The organism is Halpernia humi, from assembly GCF_900108025.1.
In the GTDB taxonomy this organism is placed as follows: Bacteria; Bacteroidota; Bacteroidia; order Flavobacteriales; family Weeksellaceae; genus Halpernia; species Halpernia humi.
In genome coordinates this window covers 132,753-151,438 of record NZ_FNUS01000007.1, presented here as the reverse complement: position 1 = coordinate 151,438, position 18,686 = coordinate 132,753, and the positions used below count along the sequence as shown (strand labels likewise).

The 18,686-nt window shown below is 34.0% G+C and carries 16 protein-coding genes; 1 reads left to right on the top strand and 15 read right to left on the bottom strand.

The genetic code is table 11. The features are described 5' to 3' along the window. Positions 1 to 71: 71 nt before the first annotated feature. The 10 genes from C4S29_RS13185 to C4S29_RS13140 all read right to left on the bottom strand — a co-directional run bounded on the left by C4S29_RS13185 (position 72) and on the right by C4S29_RS13140 (position 12,327). Positions 72 to 1,400, bottom strand: a complete 1,329-nt coding sequence (locus C4S29_RS13185; RefSeq protein WP_103914566.1) for a dihydrolipoamide acetyltransferase family protein — start codon at positions 1,398 to 1,400, stop codon at positions 72 to 74. Positions 1,401 to 1,538: 138 nt separating this feature from the next. Then, on the bottom strand, positions 1,539 to 2,261 hold the full coding sequence (gene lipB / locus C4S29_RS13180; protein WP_103914565.1) for a lipoyl(octanoyl) transferase LipB: 723 nt from the start codon (positions 2,259 to 2,261) through the stop codon (positions 1,539 to 1,541). 75 nt (positions 2,262 to 2,336) lie between these two features. Beyond that, positions 2,337 to 3,074 (bottom strand): tryptophan synthase subunit alpha, encoded by a 738-nt coding sequence (gene trpA, locus C4S29_RS13175; protein ID WP_103914564.1) that lies wholly within the window; start codon positions 3,072 to 3,074, stop codon positions 2,337 to 2,339. Positions 3,075 to 3,278: 204 nt separating this feature from the next. Then, positions 3,279 to 4,466 carry a tryptophan synthase subunit beta gene (gene trpB / locus C4S29_RS13170; protein WP_103914563.1) on the bottom strand — a complete coding sequence of 396 codons (1,188 nt, stop codon included), beginning with the start codon at positions 4,464 to 4,466 and terminating at the stop codon, positions 3,279 to 3,281. A gap of 174 nt (positions 4,467 to 4,640) precedes the next feature. Continuing rightward, entirely contained in the window at positions 4,641 to 5,684 is a 1,044-nt protein-coding gene (locus tag C4S29_RS13165; RefSeq protein WP_103914562.1) for a bifunctional transcriptional activator/DNA repair enzyme AdaA, read from the bottom strand. Positions 5,685 to 5,917: 233 nt separating this feature from the next. Then, on the bottom strand, positions 5,918 to 6,625 hold the full coding sequence (locus C4S29_RS13160) for a YqjF family protein (protein ID WP_103914561.1): 708 nt from the start codon (positions 6,623 to 6,625) through the stop codon (positions 5,918 to 5,920). Positions 6,626 to 6,726: 101 nt separating this feature from the next. Then, on the bottom strand, positions 6,727 to 9,912 hold the full coding sequence (gene carB, locus C4S29_RS13155) for a carbamoyl-phosphate synthase large subunit (protein WP_103914560.1): 3,186 nt from the start codon (positions 9,910 to 9,912) through the stop codon (positions 6,727 to 6,729). A gap of 2 nt (positions 9,913 to 9,914) precedes the next feature. Next, the gene (carA, locus tag C4S29_RS13150) at positions 9,915 to 11,003 is read right to left on the bottom strand and encodes a glutamine-hydrolyzing carbamoyl-phosphate synthase small subunit (protein ID WP_103914559.1); all 1,089 of its coding nucleotides are present in this window, start codon (positions 11,001 to 11,003) and stop codon (positions 9,915 to 9,917) included. Between the two features lie 59 nt (positions 11,004 to 11,062). Next, positions 11,063 to 11,416, bottom strand: coding sequence for a four helix bundle protein (locus C4S29_RS13145; RefSeq protein ID WP_103914558.1), 354 nt, complete (start codon positions 11,414 to 11,416; stop codon positions 11,063 to 11,065). A 23-nt stretch (positions 11,417 to 11,439) separates the two neighbouring features. Next, positions 11,440 to 12,327, bottom strand: coding sequence for an aspartate carbamoyltransferase catalytic subunit (locus C4S29_RS13140; RefSeq protein ID WP_103914557.1), 888 nt, complete (start codon positions 12,325 to 12,327; stop codon positions 11,440 to 11,442). Between the two features lie 236 nt (positions 12,328 to 12,563). Between C4S29_RS13140 and C4S29_RS13135 the strand changes: the two genes are divergently transcribed. Then, positions 12,564 to 13,019 carry an Lrp/AsnC family transcriptional regulator gene (locus C4S29_RS13135; RefSeq protein ID WP_103914556.1) on the top strand — a complete coding sequence of 152 codons (456 nt, stop codon included), beginning with the start codon at positions 12,564 to 12,566 and terminating at the stop codon, positions 13,017 to 13,019. 207 nt (positions 13,020 to 13,226) lie between these two features. Here C4S29_RS13135 and argH read toward each other — a convergent pair whose 3' ends face one another. The 5 genes from argH to C4S29_RS13110 all read right to left on the bottom strand — a co-directional run bounded on the left by argH (position 13,227) and on the right by C4S29_RS13110 (position 18,650). After that, entirely contained in the window at positions 13,227 to 14,531 is a 1,305-nt protein-coding gene (gene argH / locus C4S29_RS13130) for an argininosuccinate lyase (RefSeq protein ID WP_103914555.1), read from the bottom strand. A 110-nt stretch (positions 14,532 to 14,641) separates the two neighbouring features. Further along, positions 14,642 to 15,724 (bottom strand): M20 family metallo-hydrolase, encoded by a 1,083-nt coding sequence (locus C4S29_RS13125; RefSeq protein WP_103914554.1) that lies wholly within the window; start codon positions 15,722 to 15,724, stop codon positions 14,642 to 14,644. Beyond that, positions 15,699 to 16,496 carry an acetylglutamate kinase gene (gene argB / locus C4S29_RS13120; protein WP_103914662.1) on the bottom strand — a complete coding sequence of 266 codons (798 nt, stop codon included), beginning with the start codon at positions 16,494 to 16,496 and terminating at the stop codon, positions 15,699 to 15,701. The genes C4S29_RS13125 and argB overlap by 26 nt, the downstream gene beginning before the upstream one ends. Before the next feature lie 5 nt (positions 16,497 to 16,501). After that, entirely contained in the window at positions 16,502 to 17,461 is a 960-nt protein-coding gene (locus C4S29_RS13115) for an N-acetylornithine carbamoyltransferase (protein WP_103914553.1), read from the bottom strand. Positions 17,462 to 17,510: 49 nt separating this feature from the next. Next, the gene (locus tag C4S29_RS13110) at positions 17,511 to 18,650 is read right to left on the bottom strand and encodes an aspartate aminotransferase family protein (protein ID WP_103914552.1); all 1,140 of its coding nucleotides are present in this window, start codon (positions 18,648 to 18,650) and stop codon (positions 17,511 to 17,513) included. Positions 18,651 to 18,686: the final 36 nt, after the last annotated feature.

The window sequence follows — 18,686 nt, the reverse complement described above, 5'->3', positions numbered from 1 at the left end:
TTTAACAAATATAATAGTTTGAATGTAAAAAAAATAAAAAAACCTTCACAATTTGTGAAGGCTTTAAAGTTTTAAATTTCAGTTTCTAAATCCCAATTTTCTAAATAATCGTGAACATGTTTTAAAAACATACCGCCTAAAGAACCATCAACAACACGATGATCGTAAGAATGCGACATAAACATCAAACTTCTAATGGCAATCACGTCTCCATCTTTGGTTTCTAAAACCGCTGGTTTTTTCACAATTGCACCAACTGCTAAAATCGCAACTTGTGGCTGCGGAATAATTGGCGTTCCCATAAGATTTCCGAAACCGCCCACGTTAGAAATGGTGTAAGTTGCGCCTTGTGTGTCTTCTGGTTTTAATTTTTTATTTCTCGCTCTATAAGCCAAATCGTTAATCGCTTTAGTTAAACCTAAAAGTGAAAGTTGATCAGCATTTTTAATAACCGGAACTATTAAATTTCCATCAGGAAGCGCCGTTGCCATTCCAATGTTGATATTTTTTTTCTTGATAATTTTATCACCGTCCACAGACACATTTATCATCGGGAAATCTTGAATCGCTTTTACAATAGCATGAACGAAAATCGGCATAAACGTCAATTTTTCGCCTTCACGTTTCATTAAAAGATCTTTATGTTTATTTCTCCATCGCACCACATTGGTTACATCACTTTCTATAAACGATGTTACGTGCGGTGAAATGCGCTTGCTATTGACCATTGCATCGGCAATAATTTTTCGAACACGATCCATTTGTATCACTTCATCACCAGCATTCACTTTAACAGGAGCAGACGGAATTGGTGGAGTAGGAGCAGGTATAGAGACAGTTTGTGGTTTTTCTTGAGTTGTATTTTCGCCTTTAGAATTTCCACGCTTGGCGACAAAATCTAAAATATCTTCTTTAGTAATTCTACCTTCCAAACCAGTTCCATTGATGCTTTCTAACTCTTGATTGGAAATATTTTCTTGCTCGACTATAGATTTTACTAAAGGTGAAAGAAAACCAGCGTTTTCAGTAATTTGCGCATTACTTCCAGTTTCCGACATAGAAGCATTAATTGCTTCTTCTAGGCCTTTTACGACATCAGAATTTTCATCAATATTTATATCAACTGTATTTTCAGAAGGTTTTTCGGCAGAATTTGCACCTTCTGTTTCTAAAATAGCAATCGCTTCACCGACTTTAGCAACATCATCTTTTTGCTTTAGAATTTTGATGATTTTCCCCGAAACTGGCGTCGGAACATCAGAATCTACTTTATCGGTCGCAATTTCTACAACAGAATCATCTTCATTTACTTGATCGCCTTCAGTGAAAAGCCAGTCGATAATCGTAGCTTCCATTACGCCTTCTCCCATTGACGGAAGTAATAATTTATATTCTGCCATTTTAATTTTATGATTTATACAAAGATAAAAAAAATATATTAATTGTTGGATTAATAATTTTTAGATATAATTTTTGAACATATTATAATTATGAAATAAGTTCAAAAAGAAAAATAGATATTGAGATTATTTTCAGAATTAAAGTATTTCTGCTTCAAACACTTCCTCAAAATGTTTTTTAATTTTATTTTTTAATTCAACAATTTCTTGGGCAGAAAATTCTTTTTCGCGCTCTGCTTTGAGCGATGTAACGCCTTTGTCCTTTATTCCGCAAGCGATTATGTAATCGAAATATTTTAAATTCGTATTTACATTTAGCGCAAAACCGTGCATTGTTACCCATTTCGAAGTTTTTACACCCAAAGCGCAAATTTTTCTAGCATAAGGTTTTCCAACATCCAGCCAAACGCCAGTTTCACCTTCAGAGCGTTCGCCTTTTAAACCATATTCTGCAATAGTTCTGATAATCACTTCCTCCAGATTTCGCATATAAAGGTGAATATCAGATTTAAAATTATCTAAATCTAAAATAGGATAGCCCACCAACTGCCCGAAACCGTGATAGGTAATATCACCGCCACGATTTGTTTTCACAAATGTAGCATCAATTTCCTTTAATTTATCGGCATTTGCAAGCATATTATGTTCATCACCAGATTTTCCTAGCGTGTAAACATGCGGATGTTCTACAAATAATAAAAAATTTGAAGTTTCCTCAAAATTTCCATCGGTTCTGTCACGATTATATAATTTTTGTTTAATAATAGACTGCATTAGATTTTCCTGATAATCAAATGCCTTTTGATAATCCATTAACCCTAAATCTTCAAATTGTAAAATTTTATTTTGTGTAGCAGTCATTACATTAAATTATTTGATTAGCACATTTAGAAATTTATGCTCAAACAAGGCTTTCATAAGCCAAATTTAAGAAAATTAATTTACTATGCTATGAATAAAATCCTTTGATTTTTCTTTCCAATCTTTTTCATTTAGTAAAATATTAACGAATGCGGTACCAATAATTCCACCATCTGATTTTTTTGTAACAGCTTCAAAATCATTTTTGTCCTTAATACCAAAACCGATAAACAAAGGATTTTTTAATTCGATTTCGGAAAGTTTTTGTAAATAATCTTCGTTATTTACGGCTTTGTTTTCATTTCCAGTTGTTGATGAACTTGAAACTGCGTAAAGAAACCCAGAACTTAAAGAATCTAAATATTTTATGCGTTTGTCAGAAGTTTCTGGTGTTACCAAAAAGGTAAAATTTAGATTGTATTTTTCTAAAATTTTCTGGTAATTTTTTTCAAATTCTACTGGTGGCAAATCTGGAATAATTAATCCTGTTACGCCCGCTTCAGCACAATTCTTACAAAATTCTTCAAAACCAAAACTCAAAACAGGATTGATGTAACCCATTAAAATTATTGGAATGTTTATCTCATTTTTAACAGATTTTAATTGTGAAAAAAGTTTTTCGATTGACATTCCGTTTTTTAATGCCAGTTCGTGCGCGTGTTGAATTATTGGTCCATCTGCAACCGGATCAGAATATGGCATCCCAATTTCCATCATTTGTGCACCAGAATCCTGGATTATTTTCATGATTTCGCTGGTGTCTTCCAGTTTTGGAATTCCTGCTGTGAAATATATATTGAGTTTTTTTGTCATGTTTTAATTTTGTTTTTTCGATAAATTTAAATTTATAAAAATAATGGTAAAAATTGGCGATCACCGCGCCCCGGCTTGAGTGGAAATCCTTTTTGCAATCTGAAAACTTGCTTTTAAACAAAAACTTCGATGCAAAAAGATTGGGAACGGAAGACGGAAATTGGCGCCCAAAGTCTTCGACAGGCTCGAAGCTACAAATGTCGTCTAAATATACTGCAAATACGTATCTAAATCTTTGTCACCACGTCCACTTAAACAAACCACCACGATATCATTTTCATTAAATTTTTTCTTTGTAAAAACCGATAAAGCGTGTGCCGTTTCCAAAGCCGGAATAATGCCCTCGATTTTGGACAGTTCGAAAGCAGATTTTAAGGCTTCTTCATCCGTAATGCTGAAAAATTCTGCACGGTTTTCTGTAAATAAATTGGCGTGAAATGGCCCAATTCCTGGATAATCTAATCCCGCGGAAATTGAGTGTGGCTCGATCACCTGACCGTCTTTTGTTTGCATCACAATACTTTTGCTACCGTGTAAAATTCCCAAAGTTCCGAGGAAAGTGGTGGCTGCAGATTTGCCAGATTCTAAACCAAAACCGCCCGCTTCTGCGGCAATTAATTTCACATCTATTTCATTAGCAAAATGATAGAAAGCGCCTGCTGCATTGCTTCCGCCACCAACACAGGCAATCACATAATCCGGATTTTCGCGACCAATTTTTTCTTTCAACTGCCATTTTATTTCTTGAGAAATGACGCTTTGCAAACGTGCCACCAAATCTGGAAATGGATGCGGACCAACCACACTTCCGATAATATAATGCGTTGTTGTGGCGTTATTAATCCAGTCGCGAAGAGCTTCATTTACGGCATCTTTCAGCGTTTTACTGCCTGACGTTGCAGGAATTACTGTTGCGCCCAAAAGTTTCATTCTGCCGACATTTGGCGCTTGTCTGGCGATATCGACTTCACCCATGTAAACGATGCATTCCAAACCGAGTAGCGCGCATGCAGTCGCGGTTGCAACGCCGTGCTGACCTGCGCCGGTTTCTGCAATAATTCGTTTTTTGCCTAATTTTTTTGCTAATAAAACCTGCCCAAGCGCATTGTTAATTTTATGTGCGCCGGTATGGTTTAAATCTTCACGTTTTAAATAAATTTGAGTCTTGTATTTTTCACTTAAATTTTTTGCAAAATAGAGTGGTGTAGCGCGACCTACATAATCTTTCAATAAATTTTGAAATTCTTTTTGAAATTCTTCAGATTCAATTATTTCAAGATATTGTTCCTGTAATTCTTCTACATTTGGATAGAGCATTTCAGGTACGAAAGCGCCGCCAAATTCGCCATAGTAGCCATTTAGGTCGGGATTTCTATAATTTAATGTTGCCATTTTTTATTTTGTATAATTTTTAACTTAAAAAGTTGATTTAATCACACAAAATTAAGGATTTCTAATGTATTTGAAAACTATTGCAGGGCTTTATTTTGTAAAAAGTTTTACTAATTGTAAATTATTGTAAAAATAACATTCTATAATATTTGAGAAAGATTGAATTATTTCAAATTACATTTTATTTGCTTGCTCAATTTCTAGTAATTTTTGTTTCCGCCAAATTCCGCCGCCATATCCGGTTAAGGTTCCATTGCTACCAATCACTCTGTGACAAGGAATAATGATGGAAATTTTATTTAAACCGTTTGCATTGGCAACTGCACGAACTTTTTTTAGATCGCCCAATGTTTCCGCTTGTTTTTTATAAGTCCAAATTTCGCCAAACGGGATTTTTCTTAAAATTTCCCAAACCGATTTTTGAAATTCCGTTCCTACAGGCGAAAGTGGAACTAAAAATTTCTTCAAGTTTCCTTCAAAGTAAAGTTTTAATTCTCTTTCTAATAAGTTGAAATGCTCGTTTTCACCGATTGTGATTTTTGCGTTAAAAGTTTTTGCTAAATCTAAAAATTCGGTTTCTAGACTTTTTCGATCGGCAAATTCCAACATGCAGATTCCGTCTTTTGTTGCAGCGGCATACATAATTCCGAGCGGCGTTTCAATTCTTTTTAAATCAACAATATTTTGAGTTTTTGAATTTTTCGGTGAATTCCCGAATATTTTTTTGAAACTTTCATTAAAACCGCTCAAACTCTCGAAACCGCTATCGTAAGCCGTTTCCATAATATTTTCACCTTCCTGAATTTTTTTAAAGGCCTTGTTTAAATTTAATTGATTTTGAAAAGCATGAAATGTCATCCCATGATTTTTTAAAAACCAGCGTCTGATTCTTGTAGGATTTATATTTCGCTCAACCAAATCCGAATCTTTTAATTTTAAATCTGGATTCTCAGAAATTTCCTTTAATAGATTTTGAATTTCTGTTGGCGTAGAATCCGAGTTTTCCAAAGGTTTACAAATTTTGCAAGGTCTGAAACCTTTATCCAATGCCTCTTTCGAAGATTGAAAAAATTCTACGTTTTCTATTTTCGGTTTTCTGGCGGTGCAAGTTGGAAGACAAAAAATCCCAGTAGTTTTCACAGCCATCCAATAAACGCCGAGAAATTCTGGATTTTTATCCAAAGACGCTTGGTACATTATTTCGTCAGTCAGATTCATTTTCTAAATTTAAAACAAATTTATTTTAACTAAAACTATCCCACAACCGAAAAATGAACAGGTAATTTTTTAGAAATATTTTAGTTAAAAAAGTATTTTGTACTTCCCAAAATTCAAAAAATAATTAAATATGAATATTTCCAAAACTTAAGTTCTACTTTTTAAAAGCAATTATTTAAATAAAATGAAATATTTTGCAAGATTTAGCAAATATTTTTTTTCGCGTAATAGAATCAGAATTTTCGTTTGGCTTCGATGGTGATTTTTGAGCCGATTGCCAGAAAAACTGAACTCGGTTTTAAATCTTTTATAAAGGCAAATTCTTTTCCGTAAACGCCTTCAAAATCAATGATAGAAGTGTTTTTAATCACTTCAAATTGTTGCCATCTTGGGTGTCTAACTTCGTATTCAATTGCTTGGGATTCGCTTAATTTATTATATCCGAAATAGTGTTCTGTAATAAATTCGGTTTCTGAATTCGGTTCGATATCAATCGGATTTTTCCTGGTTTCTAAATGAATGGAATTCCAGTTATTTCCTACTTTCCATTGGTAATGAAATTCTCTTGAATTCTCGTTTACTTTCAAAGTATGTTTCATTGGAAACGTCTTATAATGCTCATTATAAAAAGTATTTGCAACAAATGAAATGGCAAATTTCGGAACAATTTCACTGATGAAAACCGCGCCTCTTTTCCAAATTCCATTTTCAAATCGGCGAACGTAAAATCTTAAATTTACTTCTTCAAAATCGCTGTGAAAAGGAATTTTTAAACCTAAAACTTTTACATTCTCAAATAAAAATCCAATAAAACTGACGAAACATTTACCTTCGAATAAATCCAGTTCAGTTCCGGGCGGCACGTATTTTTCCAGAATTTTGGGATTAATTTCGTAATTAATCATGGCAAGGTTATTCCATTCGGCGGTAAGGAAACTCATTTTATTATTTTAATTATTTGTAAAATTAAGTATAAAAAAACCTTCAAGAAGAGAAATCTTGAAGGTTTAAATGTGATATTTATTAGTTAAAATAAAGTGTTTTACATCACTTCCATTTTAAAACTCATACTTTCAATGACTTTTAAAATCGCTTCAACAGTGTCCATCGAAGTCAAACACGGAACGCCGTTTTCAACCGAAGTTCTTCGGATTTGGAAACCGTCTCTTTCGGATTGTTTTCCTTTGGTCATGGTATTTACAATGTATTGTACTTTTCCGTTTTGAATTAAATCAATCAAGTTAATTTCCGGATTTTCTTCAATTTTATAACCGATTTTTGCACTAACTCCGTGTTCTTCAAAATAATTGGCGGTTCCTTCAGTTGCCCAAATTCTAAAGCCAATTTCCTGAAATCTTCTTGCTAATTCGCAGGCTTCTGGTTTATGTTGATCTGCCACTGTGAATAAAATTGCACCATTTAAAGGCACTTTTCTACCAGATCCGATTAAACCTTTATAAAGCGCTTTTTCTAAAGTGGAATCTTTGCCCATCACTTCGCCGGTTGATTTCATCTCAGGTCCGAGGGAAATATCAACTCTTGTTAATTTAGAAAAAGAAAAAACAGGAACTTTAACAAAAACCCCATTTTTAACTGGCGCTAAACCGGTTTTGTAACCTAAATCTTTTAATTTTTGTCCTAAAATGGCTTTGGTTGCTAAATTTGCCATTGGGATTTCAGTGATTTTAGATAAAAAAGGAACGGTTCTACTGGAACGTGGATTGACTTCGATAACGTAAACTTCGTCTTCAGAAATGACGTATTGAATGTTCATTAAACCAATTATATTCAATCCTTTTGCTAATCTTTCGGTGTAATCTACCAAAGTTGCAATGTTTTTTTCGCTAATATTTTGTGGCGGATAAACCGCGATTGAATCACCGGAATGAACGCCTGCTCTTTCGATATGTTCCATAATTCCCGGAATAATGACCGTTTCACCATCAGAAATGGCATCAACTTCAACTTCTTTTCCGGTTAAATAACGATCAATTAAAATAGGATGTTCAGAATTTTCTTTCACCGCGTTATTCATATAATAATCGAGTTCTTTGGCATCATAAACAATTTCCATCGCTCTTCCGCCTAAAACGTAACTCGGACGAACCAAAACCGGAAAGCCGATTTCATTTGCTATAATTAAAGCATCTTCTTTCGTGAAACAGGTTTTTCCCAAAGGTTGCGGAATTCCCATTTCTTGAAGTGCGGCTTCAAATTTATTTCTATTTTCGGCGCGGTCTAAATCTTCCAAAGAAGTTCCCAAAATCTGAACGCCGTGCGCTGCTAATTTATCTGCTAAATTGATTGCAGTTTGTCCACCAAACTGAACAAAAACGCCTTTTGGTTTTTCCAGTTCGATGATGTTCATGACATCTTCTTCCGTTAAAGGTTCAAAATAAAGTTTGTCGGAAATGGAAAAATCTGTAGAAACCGTTTCCGGATTATTGTTGATAATAATGGATTCGTAACCCAATTCTTTGATCGCCCAAACCGCATGAACCGTGGCGTAATCAAACTCTACACCTTGACCGATGCGAATTGGGCCAGAACCGAGAACGATAATTTTTTCCCGATTTGAAGGTACACTTTCGTTTTCTTCTTCGTAAGTTCCGTAGAAATAGGGCGTTTCACTTTTAAATTCTGCCGCACAAGTATCGACCATTTTGTAAACGGGCATCAAGTCGTTTTCTTTTCTAAAATCAAAAACTTCGCGTTGTGAAATGTTCCAAAGATGCGCGATATTCATGTCAGAAAAACCGAGTTTTTTGGCTTTTTCTAATGTTTTTAAATCTAATTTATGGGCTGAAATTTCTTTTTCAAAATCTATTAGTTTTTTTAATTTCCAGATAAAGAATTTGTCAATTTTGCTCCATTCTACGATGGTTTCCCAATCGTAACCTTTTCTCAAAGCATCGCAAATAATGAATAATCTTTCATCATCACAAACTTTAATTCTTCTTTCAATTTCCTCATCCGACATTGCTTCGGCCACTTTGGTTTTTAAACCTAAATGTCTTAATCCAGTTTCCAAAGAACGAATGGCTTTTTGTAAAGATTCTTCGAAATTTCGACCGATGGCCATTACTTCGCCAGTTGCTTTCATTTGAGTTGATAATTTTCTATCAGCAGTTTCAAATTTATCAAAAGGAAAACGCGGGAATTTTGTTACGACATAATCTAAAGCCGGTTCAAAACATGCGTAAGAAGTTCCGGTAACTGGATTCATAATTTCATCTAAAGTCAAACCCACTGCAATTTTCGCAGCAATTTTCGCAATTGGATAACCTGTCGCTTTACTTGCTAAAGCCGATGAACGCGAAACTCTTGGATTCACTTCAATAATAAAATATTTAAAAGAATGGGGATCTAAAGCCAATTGAACATTGCAACCACCTTCAATTCCCAAAGCGCGAATAATTTTTAAAGAACAATTTCGCAGCATTTGATATTCTCTATCAGACAAGGTTTGTGAAGGCGCAACCACGATAGAATCGCCCGTATGAACGCCGACTGGATCGATGTTTTCCATATTACAAACCACGATGGCGTTGTCGTTTTTATCGCGCATTACTTCGTATTCAATTTCCTTGTAACCTGCGATTGATCTTTCAATTAAACACTGACGAACCGGGCTATATTTTAAACCAAAACTCGTAATTTCTTTTAATTCTTCTAAATTATTAGCGATTCCGCCACCAGTTCCGCCCATCGTAAAAGCAGGACGAACAATCAAAGGAAAACCAATTTTATTAGCAAATTCTATGGCTTGCTCTACATTATTTACGATTTCAGAATCTGGAACTGGTTCGTTCAATTCTTTCATTAAATTCCTAAATAAATCGCGGTCTTCGGCTTTATTTATGGCTGATAATTTTGTTCCTAAAATCTCAACTTTACATTCTTCTAAAATACCAGAATTTTGCAATTCTACCGCCATATTTAAACCGGTTTGTCCGCCAAGAGTTGGCAAAAGTGCATCTGGACGTTCTTTGCGAATTATGCGACTGACAAATTCCAAAGAAATTGGTTCGATGTAAACTTTGTCGGCAATTTCCACATCCGTCATTATGGTTGCCGGATTTGAATTGATTAAAATTACGCTGTAACCTTCTTCTCGCAAAGCCAAACAAGCCTGCGTTCCTGCGTAATCAAATTCTGCGGCTTGACCGATGATGATTGGGCCGCTTCCTATTACTAAAATTGTTTTTATGTCTGTTCTTTTTGCCATTTTTATTTTAATAATTTTTTAGATTTAAAATCTTCCATTAAAGTGATAAATTCATCAAACAAATAATTAGCGTCCTCTGGACCAGGACTTGCTTCCGGATGGTATTGCACGGAAAAACAAGGATAATTTTTATGTTTTAAACCTTCGTTGGTTCTATCATTCAATGCTATGTGCGTTTCCTCTAAATCCGTGTTTTTTAAACTTTCTTGATCAACGGCGTAACCGTGATTTTGAGAAGTAATTGCGACTTTATTTTGTTTTAAATCTAAAACCGGATGATTTCCGCCGCGATGTCCGAATTTTAATTTAAAAGTTTTTGCGCCACACGCCAAAGCAATTAATTGATGACCAAGACAAATCCCAAAAATTGGAATTTTTCCAAGTAAATTTTGAATCATTTCGATGGCTAAAGTATTGTCTTCAGGATTTCCTGGACCGTTGGAAAGCATTATTCCATCTGGGTTTAGCAGTAAAATTTCTTCTGCTGAAACATCGTGAGAAACCACAGTGATGTCACAATCGCGTTTTCCTAATTCTCTTAAAATCCCCAGTTTAGAACCAAAATCTACCAAAACGACTTTTAAACCACGTCCTGGATTGGCATAAGGTGTTTTAGTGGAAACTTTTTCGACTTCATTTGTAATGAAAGTTTCATTTTTTAAAACTTGAATTTCTGCGTCGATATCTGAATCTGCATTAATGATTTTACCTTTCACAACGCCGGAATTTCTTAGAACTCTGGTTAACCTTCTGGTGTCAATTCCAGAAATTCCGGAAATGTTTTTCTTTTCAAATAATTCATCCAAAGTCATTTGCGAACGAAAATTTGACGGAAAATCGCAAAGTTCTTTTACGATTAATCCTTTAATGGAAGGTTGGATACTTTCAAAATCGTCACGGTTAATCCCATAATTTCCAATTAAAGGATACGTCATGCAAACCAATTGGTCGCAATAAGAAGGATCTGAAATTAATTCCTGATAACCTGTCATGGCCGTGTTGAAAACCACTTCGCCAAAAGTGTTTTCATGATTTCCAAAACTTGCACCGTGAAAAACTTCGCCGGATTCTAATATTAATATTTTTTTCATTGTTATAGAGTCAAGATGCAAGAGCCAAGAGTCAAGATTGACAATTGCACATTAAATTTTTATTTATTTAAATTATTTTTGAAGGCGTAAATCATTCTTTGAATTTCTTTGAGTTCTAAAATTAAATTATCTACATCATCTGCTATTAAAAGTTCAAGTTCTTTAGTTAAAATAAGTTGCGTTTGTAATTCAAATGAAGAACCTAAAGCAATTGCTAAAAAATGATTAAATTCTTTATCACTATTTCGTCCGGAACCTTCTGCAATATTTGAAGGAATTGAAACTGCAGATCTTTTCATTTGAGAAATTAATCCAAATTTTTCATCTTTATTTATTTTTAAACAGATTAAATACACACTTTTAGTTAAAAGAATCGATTTTTTCCAGAATTGCAGATTTTCAAAATTATGCATGTCTTATTTTTCTGATTGGTTCTTTAATCTTGGCTCTTGGCTCTGTATTGCAAAGCATTACTCAAAATTGCCATTCTCGCAAAAACGCCGTTTTCCATTTGTTTAAAAATTCTAGAACGTTTGCACTCTACTAAATCAGAATCTATTTCTACATTTCTGTTGATCGGCGCTGGATGCATAATTATAGAAGTTGGTTTCATTTTTTGCTCTCGTTTTTTTGTTAAACCATATTTTTTTAAATAATCTTCGTCTTTGTATTTTTTTTCGCCGTGTCTTTCGTGTTGAATTCTTAAGAAAATTAAAACATCCGCCACTGGAACTAATTCATCTAAATTCCGATAAGTGTCATTCATAAAATTGGCTTCTTCAAACCATTCTTCTGGACCAGAAAAAAACACTTTAGATCCCATTTTTCTTAAGGCATCCGAAAGTGAATGCGCCACGCGGGAATGTTTTACATCGCCCACAATTCCTATTTTTAGATTTTCAAAATCACCAAATTCCTGCTGAATCGTCATTAAGTCTAAAATGGTCTGGCTTGGATGATTTGCCGTTCCGTCGCCAGCATTGATAATCGGGATTTTAATATTTTTTAATTCATTATAAAAATTATTCTGAGAATGCCGAATCACCAATAAATTTATACCAATACTTTCCAGCGTTTTCACCGTATCATAAAGACTTTCACCTTTATTGACGGAACTTTTTGAGGCATCAAAAGGAATGACTTCAAAACCAAGTTTTCGTTCGGCCATTTCAAAACTCATTTTCGTGCGCGTGCTGTCTTCAAAAAACAGATTCGAGGCAAAAATTTTCGATTTAAGTTTTACTTCTAAACCATTTTTAAAATCATTCGCCAATGCTAAAAGGGCTAAAATTTTTTCCTTGTCTAAGTTTTCTAATGTGTGCATTTTTTAAATTTTAAACAAAAAAAAACGAAGCCGTTAAGACTTCGTTTAATTAAAAATATTGTGAAACGGCAAAGCCGTCTTTTCTAAAATCGTTCAATGGAAATTTTATTTTCATTGGGTACAAAGATAGAATATTTTTCGAAATCTAAAAATTGTTTTTTCAACTAAATGAAACTATTCCTTTCGAAGAAGCATCTTTCTATTAAAATTTTAATATTTTTGTTCAAAATCAAAATATGGATGCCAAAGACAAAATGATTCTCGGTTTGCTACAGGAAGATTCTACCATTTCGGTGAAGGACGTTGCAGAGAAAATTGGTCTTACATTTACACCCACGTACGAAAGAATCAAGCAACTTGAGAAAAACAATGTGATTGAAAAGTATGTTGCCATTCTTAACCGAGAAAAAATTGGTTTAAATATCATTGTTTATTGCAACATCCGACTGAAAGAGCAATCTCAAAAAACTTTGGAAGATTTTGAAAAACACATGCAGAAGTTTGAAGAAGTGCAAGAAATAATCAGTCTTTCTGGGGAATATGATTATATGTTGAAAATTATCGTAAAGGACATTAACTCTTATAACGACTTCGCTGTTAATGTCATATCTAACTCGCCAAATATCTGGCAATATCACAGTTTAATTGCATTATCTGAGGTGAAAAAAACCACGAAATATAAAATAGATTAAACTAAAATTTTGCAATTTACTTCACCTTTAAAAGTATAATAAATCAGTTTAAACGCAAAGGAGCAATTATTTTAATATAATGTTTTAAGGCGCAAGAAAAATCTTTGATTTTTCAATTTAACGAAGTTGATACTTTGCGCCTTAAAAAGGCAAATGCTTTTAAATCAATTTATTACGCCTTTGCGTTTATCTTTTTCAAATATTTTTTCAAGCCAAAAGTTTAGAAGAAATTTTATGAAAATGATGCGTGATTTCTTCCAAACAAAGATTTCCAATACTTCCTTGATGCGTATGATTTAGGTCTTTTGCATCATATTCAAATTCATTATTTTCGATAGCATTTCCCACTTTTACGTAAGCGTCACGAAAGGAATTTCCGTTTTTTACTTCTTCATTTATTTTTTCTACGCTGAAGAGATATTTGTATTTTTCATCGTCTAAAATTCCTTCTTTAATCTCAATATTTGGTAAGGTGTAAATTAAGATTTCTAAACATTCTTTCAGTGAATCAATCGCCGGAAATAGGATTTCTTTACTCAACTGCATATCGCGGTGATAACCAGACGGCAAGTTATTCGTGAGCAAAATAAGTTCATTCGGCAAAGCCTGAATTCTGTTGCAACGCGCTCTTACCAATTCAAAAATATCCGGATTTTTCTTGTGCGGCATAATGCTGCTTCCGGTGGTAAATTCTTTCGGAAAACTAATAAAATTAAAATTTTGACTTAAATACAAACAGACGTCGTACGAAAATCGGCTTAAAGTTCCTGCCAAAACTGACATTGACGACGCCAATAATTTTTCTGATTTCCCGCGTGTCATTTGCGCATAAATGGAATTGTAATTTAAGGTTTTAAAATTAAGATGATAACTCGTGCTTTTTCTATCAATCGGGAAGGACGAACCATAACCGGCGGCGGAACCCAAAGGATTTTTATTGATGATATTTTTCACCGATAAAAGCAGATCCAAATCATCGACCAAGGCTTCTGCATAAGCGCTAAACCACAAGCCAAAAGATGAAGGCATCGCGATTTGAAAATGCGTGTAACCGGGCATTAAATGATCTTTGTTTTGAGAAGCCAACTGAATTAAAATTTGAAATAATTCATCTGTTAATTCACCAATTTCTCTGATTTCATCTAATAAATACAATTTAATATTCAATAAAACCTGATCATTTCTGGATCGCGCCGTGTGGATTTTTTTTCCGGTTGATCCTAATTTTTCAATTAAAATAGACTCAATTTGTGAGTGAATATCTTCTGCTTCCGGATCTATTTTAAAAGAATTATTTTCGATTTCTTTTAAAATTTCGTTTAGAACAGATTGAAGTTCCTGCGATTCTTCCGCTGAAATTAAACCAACTTCTGCTAACATTTTACAATGTGCCAAAGACCCGATCACGTCGTATTTTGCCAATCGATCGTCGAAATCCAGATCTTTACCAACGGTAAATTTATTGACCAGTTGGTTGGTTAATGTTTTATCTTTTTGCCAAATTTTTTTCATTATTTTTTTATTTTAAAAATCCTAAAAATGGTTTTGTATTCTAAAATTTTATCAAAATTATTTTCCCCAACCCTAAAGGGTGTAATTTTGCTAAAATTTAGAGTGATTTTTTACAATATTTTTTCTAAAATTTTAGTATAAATTTCGATGCCTTCTTTTATTTCATCGATGTAAATATATTCATCTGCAGTGTGAGACCTTGTGCTGTCGCCCGGACCAATTTTTATAGAAGTACAGGGAATTATCGCTTGATCTGAGGACGTTGGCGAGCCGTAAGTTGTTCTTCCGATTTCTAAACCTGCTTTCACAATTGGGTGATTTTCATCAATTTTAGAGGAATTTAATCTTAAAGATCTCGCCGATATTTTAGATTTCATTTCAGATTGGATAATTTCAAAAACTTCCTGATTGCTGTATTCATCGGTTACACGTACGTCTAAAGTAAAGTTGCATTTTTCCGGCACCACATTATGCTGCGTTCCTGCATTAATCATGGAAAGTGTGACTTTCACTTCACCCAAATAAGGCGATATTTTGGGAAATTTAAAATTTAAAATATGCTGCAAATCTGCCATGCATTTCACAATAGAATTATTATCGTTTGGGTGCGCGGCGTGAGAAGGCGTTCCCTGCATTTCGCCGTCGATTACCAAAAGTCCTTTTTCTGCAATCGCTAAATTCATCTGCGTCGGTTCGCCCACAATTACGAGTTCCACATTTGGAAGTTGAGGGAAAAGCAGGTCGATTCCGTCATTTCCAGAGATTTCTTCTTCGGCAGTTAGTGCAATAATTAAGTTATGAGATAAATTTTCTGCTTCATAGAAATACCGAAAAGCCTGAACCATCGTCACCAAAGAAGCGCCTGCATCGTTGCTTCCCAAGCCAAAAATTTTACCGTCTTTTTCAAGAGGAAAAAACGGATCTAAAGTGTAGGCTTTGTTTGGTTTTACCGTGTCGTGGTGCGTGTTTAAAACAATTGAAGGTTTACTTTCATCAAAGTATTTATTAGTCGCCCAAATATTATTTTTCAGTCTGTTTGTAGGAATATCTCTGTGCTGAAAATAGCCTTCAATAACCAAAGACGCATCATATTCATCTTTGCTTAAAGAAGGTGTGGCGATGAGTTTTTTTAATAAATCAGTCGCGTTTTTTAGTAATTCTTCCGAATTATAAGTAAATTTCTGTTCCTTCATTTTGGTGGTTTATTTGGTTTACTAATTTGGTTTCGTTGATTAAAACCACTTTTTTAACGTTATTTTCTACGGCTAAAAAAGCATTTTTAAGTTTCGGCAAAATGCCTTCATTTAATTTTTTAGCAGATAATAATTCTAAATATTCTATTTTATTTAAAGTTTTGATAAGAGAATCGGGATTATTTATATCGTCTAAAATTCCATTTTTATCAAAACAGTAGAGTAGTTCGACCTCAAAATTTTGAGATAGAGCCTGCGCCAAAACGGACGCGACAGAATCTGCATTGGTGTTAAATAAATTGCCTTTTTTATCGTGTGTTATTGCCGAAAAAACAGGAACTAAATTAAGGTTTAATAATTCTTTTAATAAATTTTGATTTACACTTTCTTTTTCAACATCGCCTACAAAACCAAAGTCAATTTCAGAATTTGTACGTTTTTTTGATTTTATTAAATTGCCGTCTGCGCCAGAAAATCCGATGGCGTTGCAATCAAAATTTTGTAGTTGCGCCACAATATTTTTATTTATTTTTCCGGCGTAAACCATGGTAACAATATCCAGCGTTTCTTTGTCAGTCACTCTTCTGCCTTCGACCATTTGCTGAGAAATATTGAGTTTCGTTGCTAAATTTGAAGCCAATTTTCCGCCGCCGTGAACTAAAATTTTTGGTGCTTTTATAGATGCGAATTTTTCTAAAAATTCGTTTAATTTTCCTTCGTTGTCGATTAAAGAACCGCCAATTTTAATGACGTATAATTTCTGTTTTTCCATTAATTTCATCTTTTAGAAATTTCATCTAAAATTTCACTAAAAACTGTTTGTGCCGAAAAAATTCTGTTTTTCGCCTGCTGATAAATAATAGAATTTTCACTATCCATTACTTCATCGCTCAATTCTACATTTCTACGAACAGGCAAACAATGCATTACTTTTGCGTTATTCGTTAATTTTAATTTTTCATTTGTTAACATCCAGTTTTCTTTTACCTCAGGCATTTGAGCGTAATTTTCAAATGAAGACCAGTTTTTTACATAAATAAAATCTGCATCTTTTAACGCTTCATTTTGATTGTGAATGACAGTAGAGTTTTTCACAAATTTTGGATCCAAATCATAACCTTCCGGATTTGTAATCACAAAATCAACATCCATTTCTTGCATCCATTCTGCAAAAGAATTTCCAACGGCTTGCGCGATGGGTTTTATGTGTGGCGCCCAAGTTAAAACTACTTTTGGTTTGCGGTCTTCTTTCCAGTTTTCAGTAATCGTAATGCAATCTGCAAGGCTTTGCAAAGGATGTCTTGTGGCAGATTCTAAGGAAATAACCGGGACTTTTGCATGTTTTAAAAATTGCGACAAAATACTTTCATTCACATCATCTTCTTTGTTTTTCATGCCCGCAAAACAACGTACTGCAATGATATCACAGTATTGGTTAAGCACTTCGATGGCGTCTTTTATGTGTTCAACGGTGTCGCCGTTCATGATCGCGCCATCAGAAAATTCGAGATTCCAGGCTTCCTGCGCGGCATTTAAGGTCAAAACATTTAAACCTAAATTTTGTGCGGCAATTTGGCTGCTCAATCTTGTTCGTAAACTCGAATTTAGAAAAACAAGTCCAATTGTTTTTCCTTTTCCTTTATCTGGCTCTGCCAAAGGATTTTCTTTAATCTTAAGCGCCTCTTTTATAATGGATTGAAGATCATTAATATCTTCTACGGAAGTGAAATTTTGCATTTTATTTAATTAAAATTTGCCTTTTGGGCATTGATAAAGTTTTAAAAACTTAGTGATTTTGAAGTACAGATTCTAAAGCGTTGATAAATAAATCGGCTTCTTTTTCTGTAATATTCAATGCGGGAAGAAGTCTCAAAACATTTGGATTGCTAGAATTTCCCGTGAAAACATGATGTTCATTTAAGATTTTCTTACGGATTTCTGCGCAAGGTTCATCTAACTCAATCCCAATCATTAAACCGCGCCGCCTGATTTCTTTAATGTTTGGAAAACCTTTGATTTTATTTTCAATATAACTTCCAATTTTCTCTGCATTATCAATTAAATTTTCATTTTTAATGACATCTAAAACTGCAATTCCCGCCGCGCAAGCCAAATGATTTCCGCCAAAAGTGGTTCCCAATAAACCGTTGCTGGCTTTAAATTTCGGGCTAATTAAAATGCCACCAATCGGAAAACCATTTCCCATGCCTTTAGCGATTGTAATTAAATCGGGTTGAATATCAAATTCCTGATGTGCGAAAAAATTACCAGTTCGTCCGTAACCAGACTGAACTTCATCCATAATTAAAATCACTTCGTTTTCAGCACAAAGTTTTTTTAACGAAAAAATCAGTTCTTCCGAAGGCAAAATAATGCCACCAACACCCTGAATTCCTTCTATAATTACTGCGGAAATTTCATTTTTATGGTCTTGAAAAATTTGATTTAATTGATTGATATTATTCCATTCACATTTTATAAACCGTTCAGAAAAATTAACTGGTGCAACAATTTTAGGATTATCTGTCACCGAAACTGCGGCAGAAGTTCGTCCGTGAAATGAGCCGGAAAAATAAACAACTTTCTTTTTTCCATTATGAAAAGAGGCTAATTTTAAAGCGTTTTCTGTGGCTTCTGCGCCAGAATTGCAAAGGAAAAGAGAATAATCTTCGTAGCCAGAAATTTCACCCAATTTTTCTGCTAATTCCGTCTGCAAATGGTTTTGAACAGAATTTGAATAAAAAGAAATTTTTTCTAACTGTTCTTTTAATTTAGTTTGATAATACGGATGATTGTGCCCAATGGAAATCACAGCGTGTCCACCATAAAAATCAAGGTATTTTTTGCTATTTTCGTCCCACAGAAAAGAACCTTCCGCTTTTACAGGATTAATATTAAATAATGGATAAACGTTGAATAAATTCATGTTAGTTGATAGTTGTCGGTTGATAGTTGATGGTTT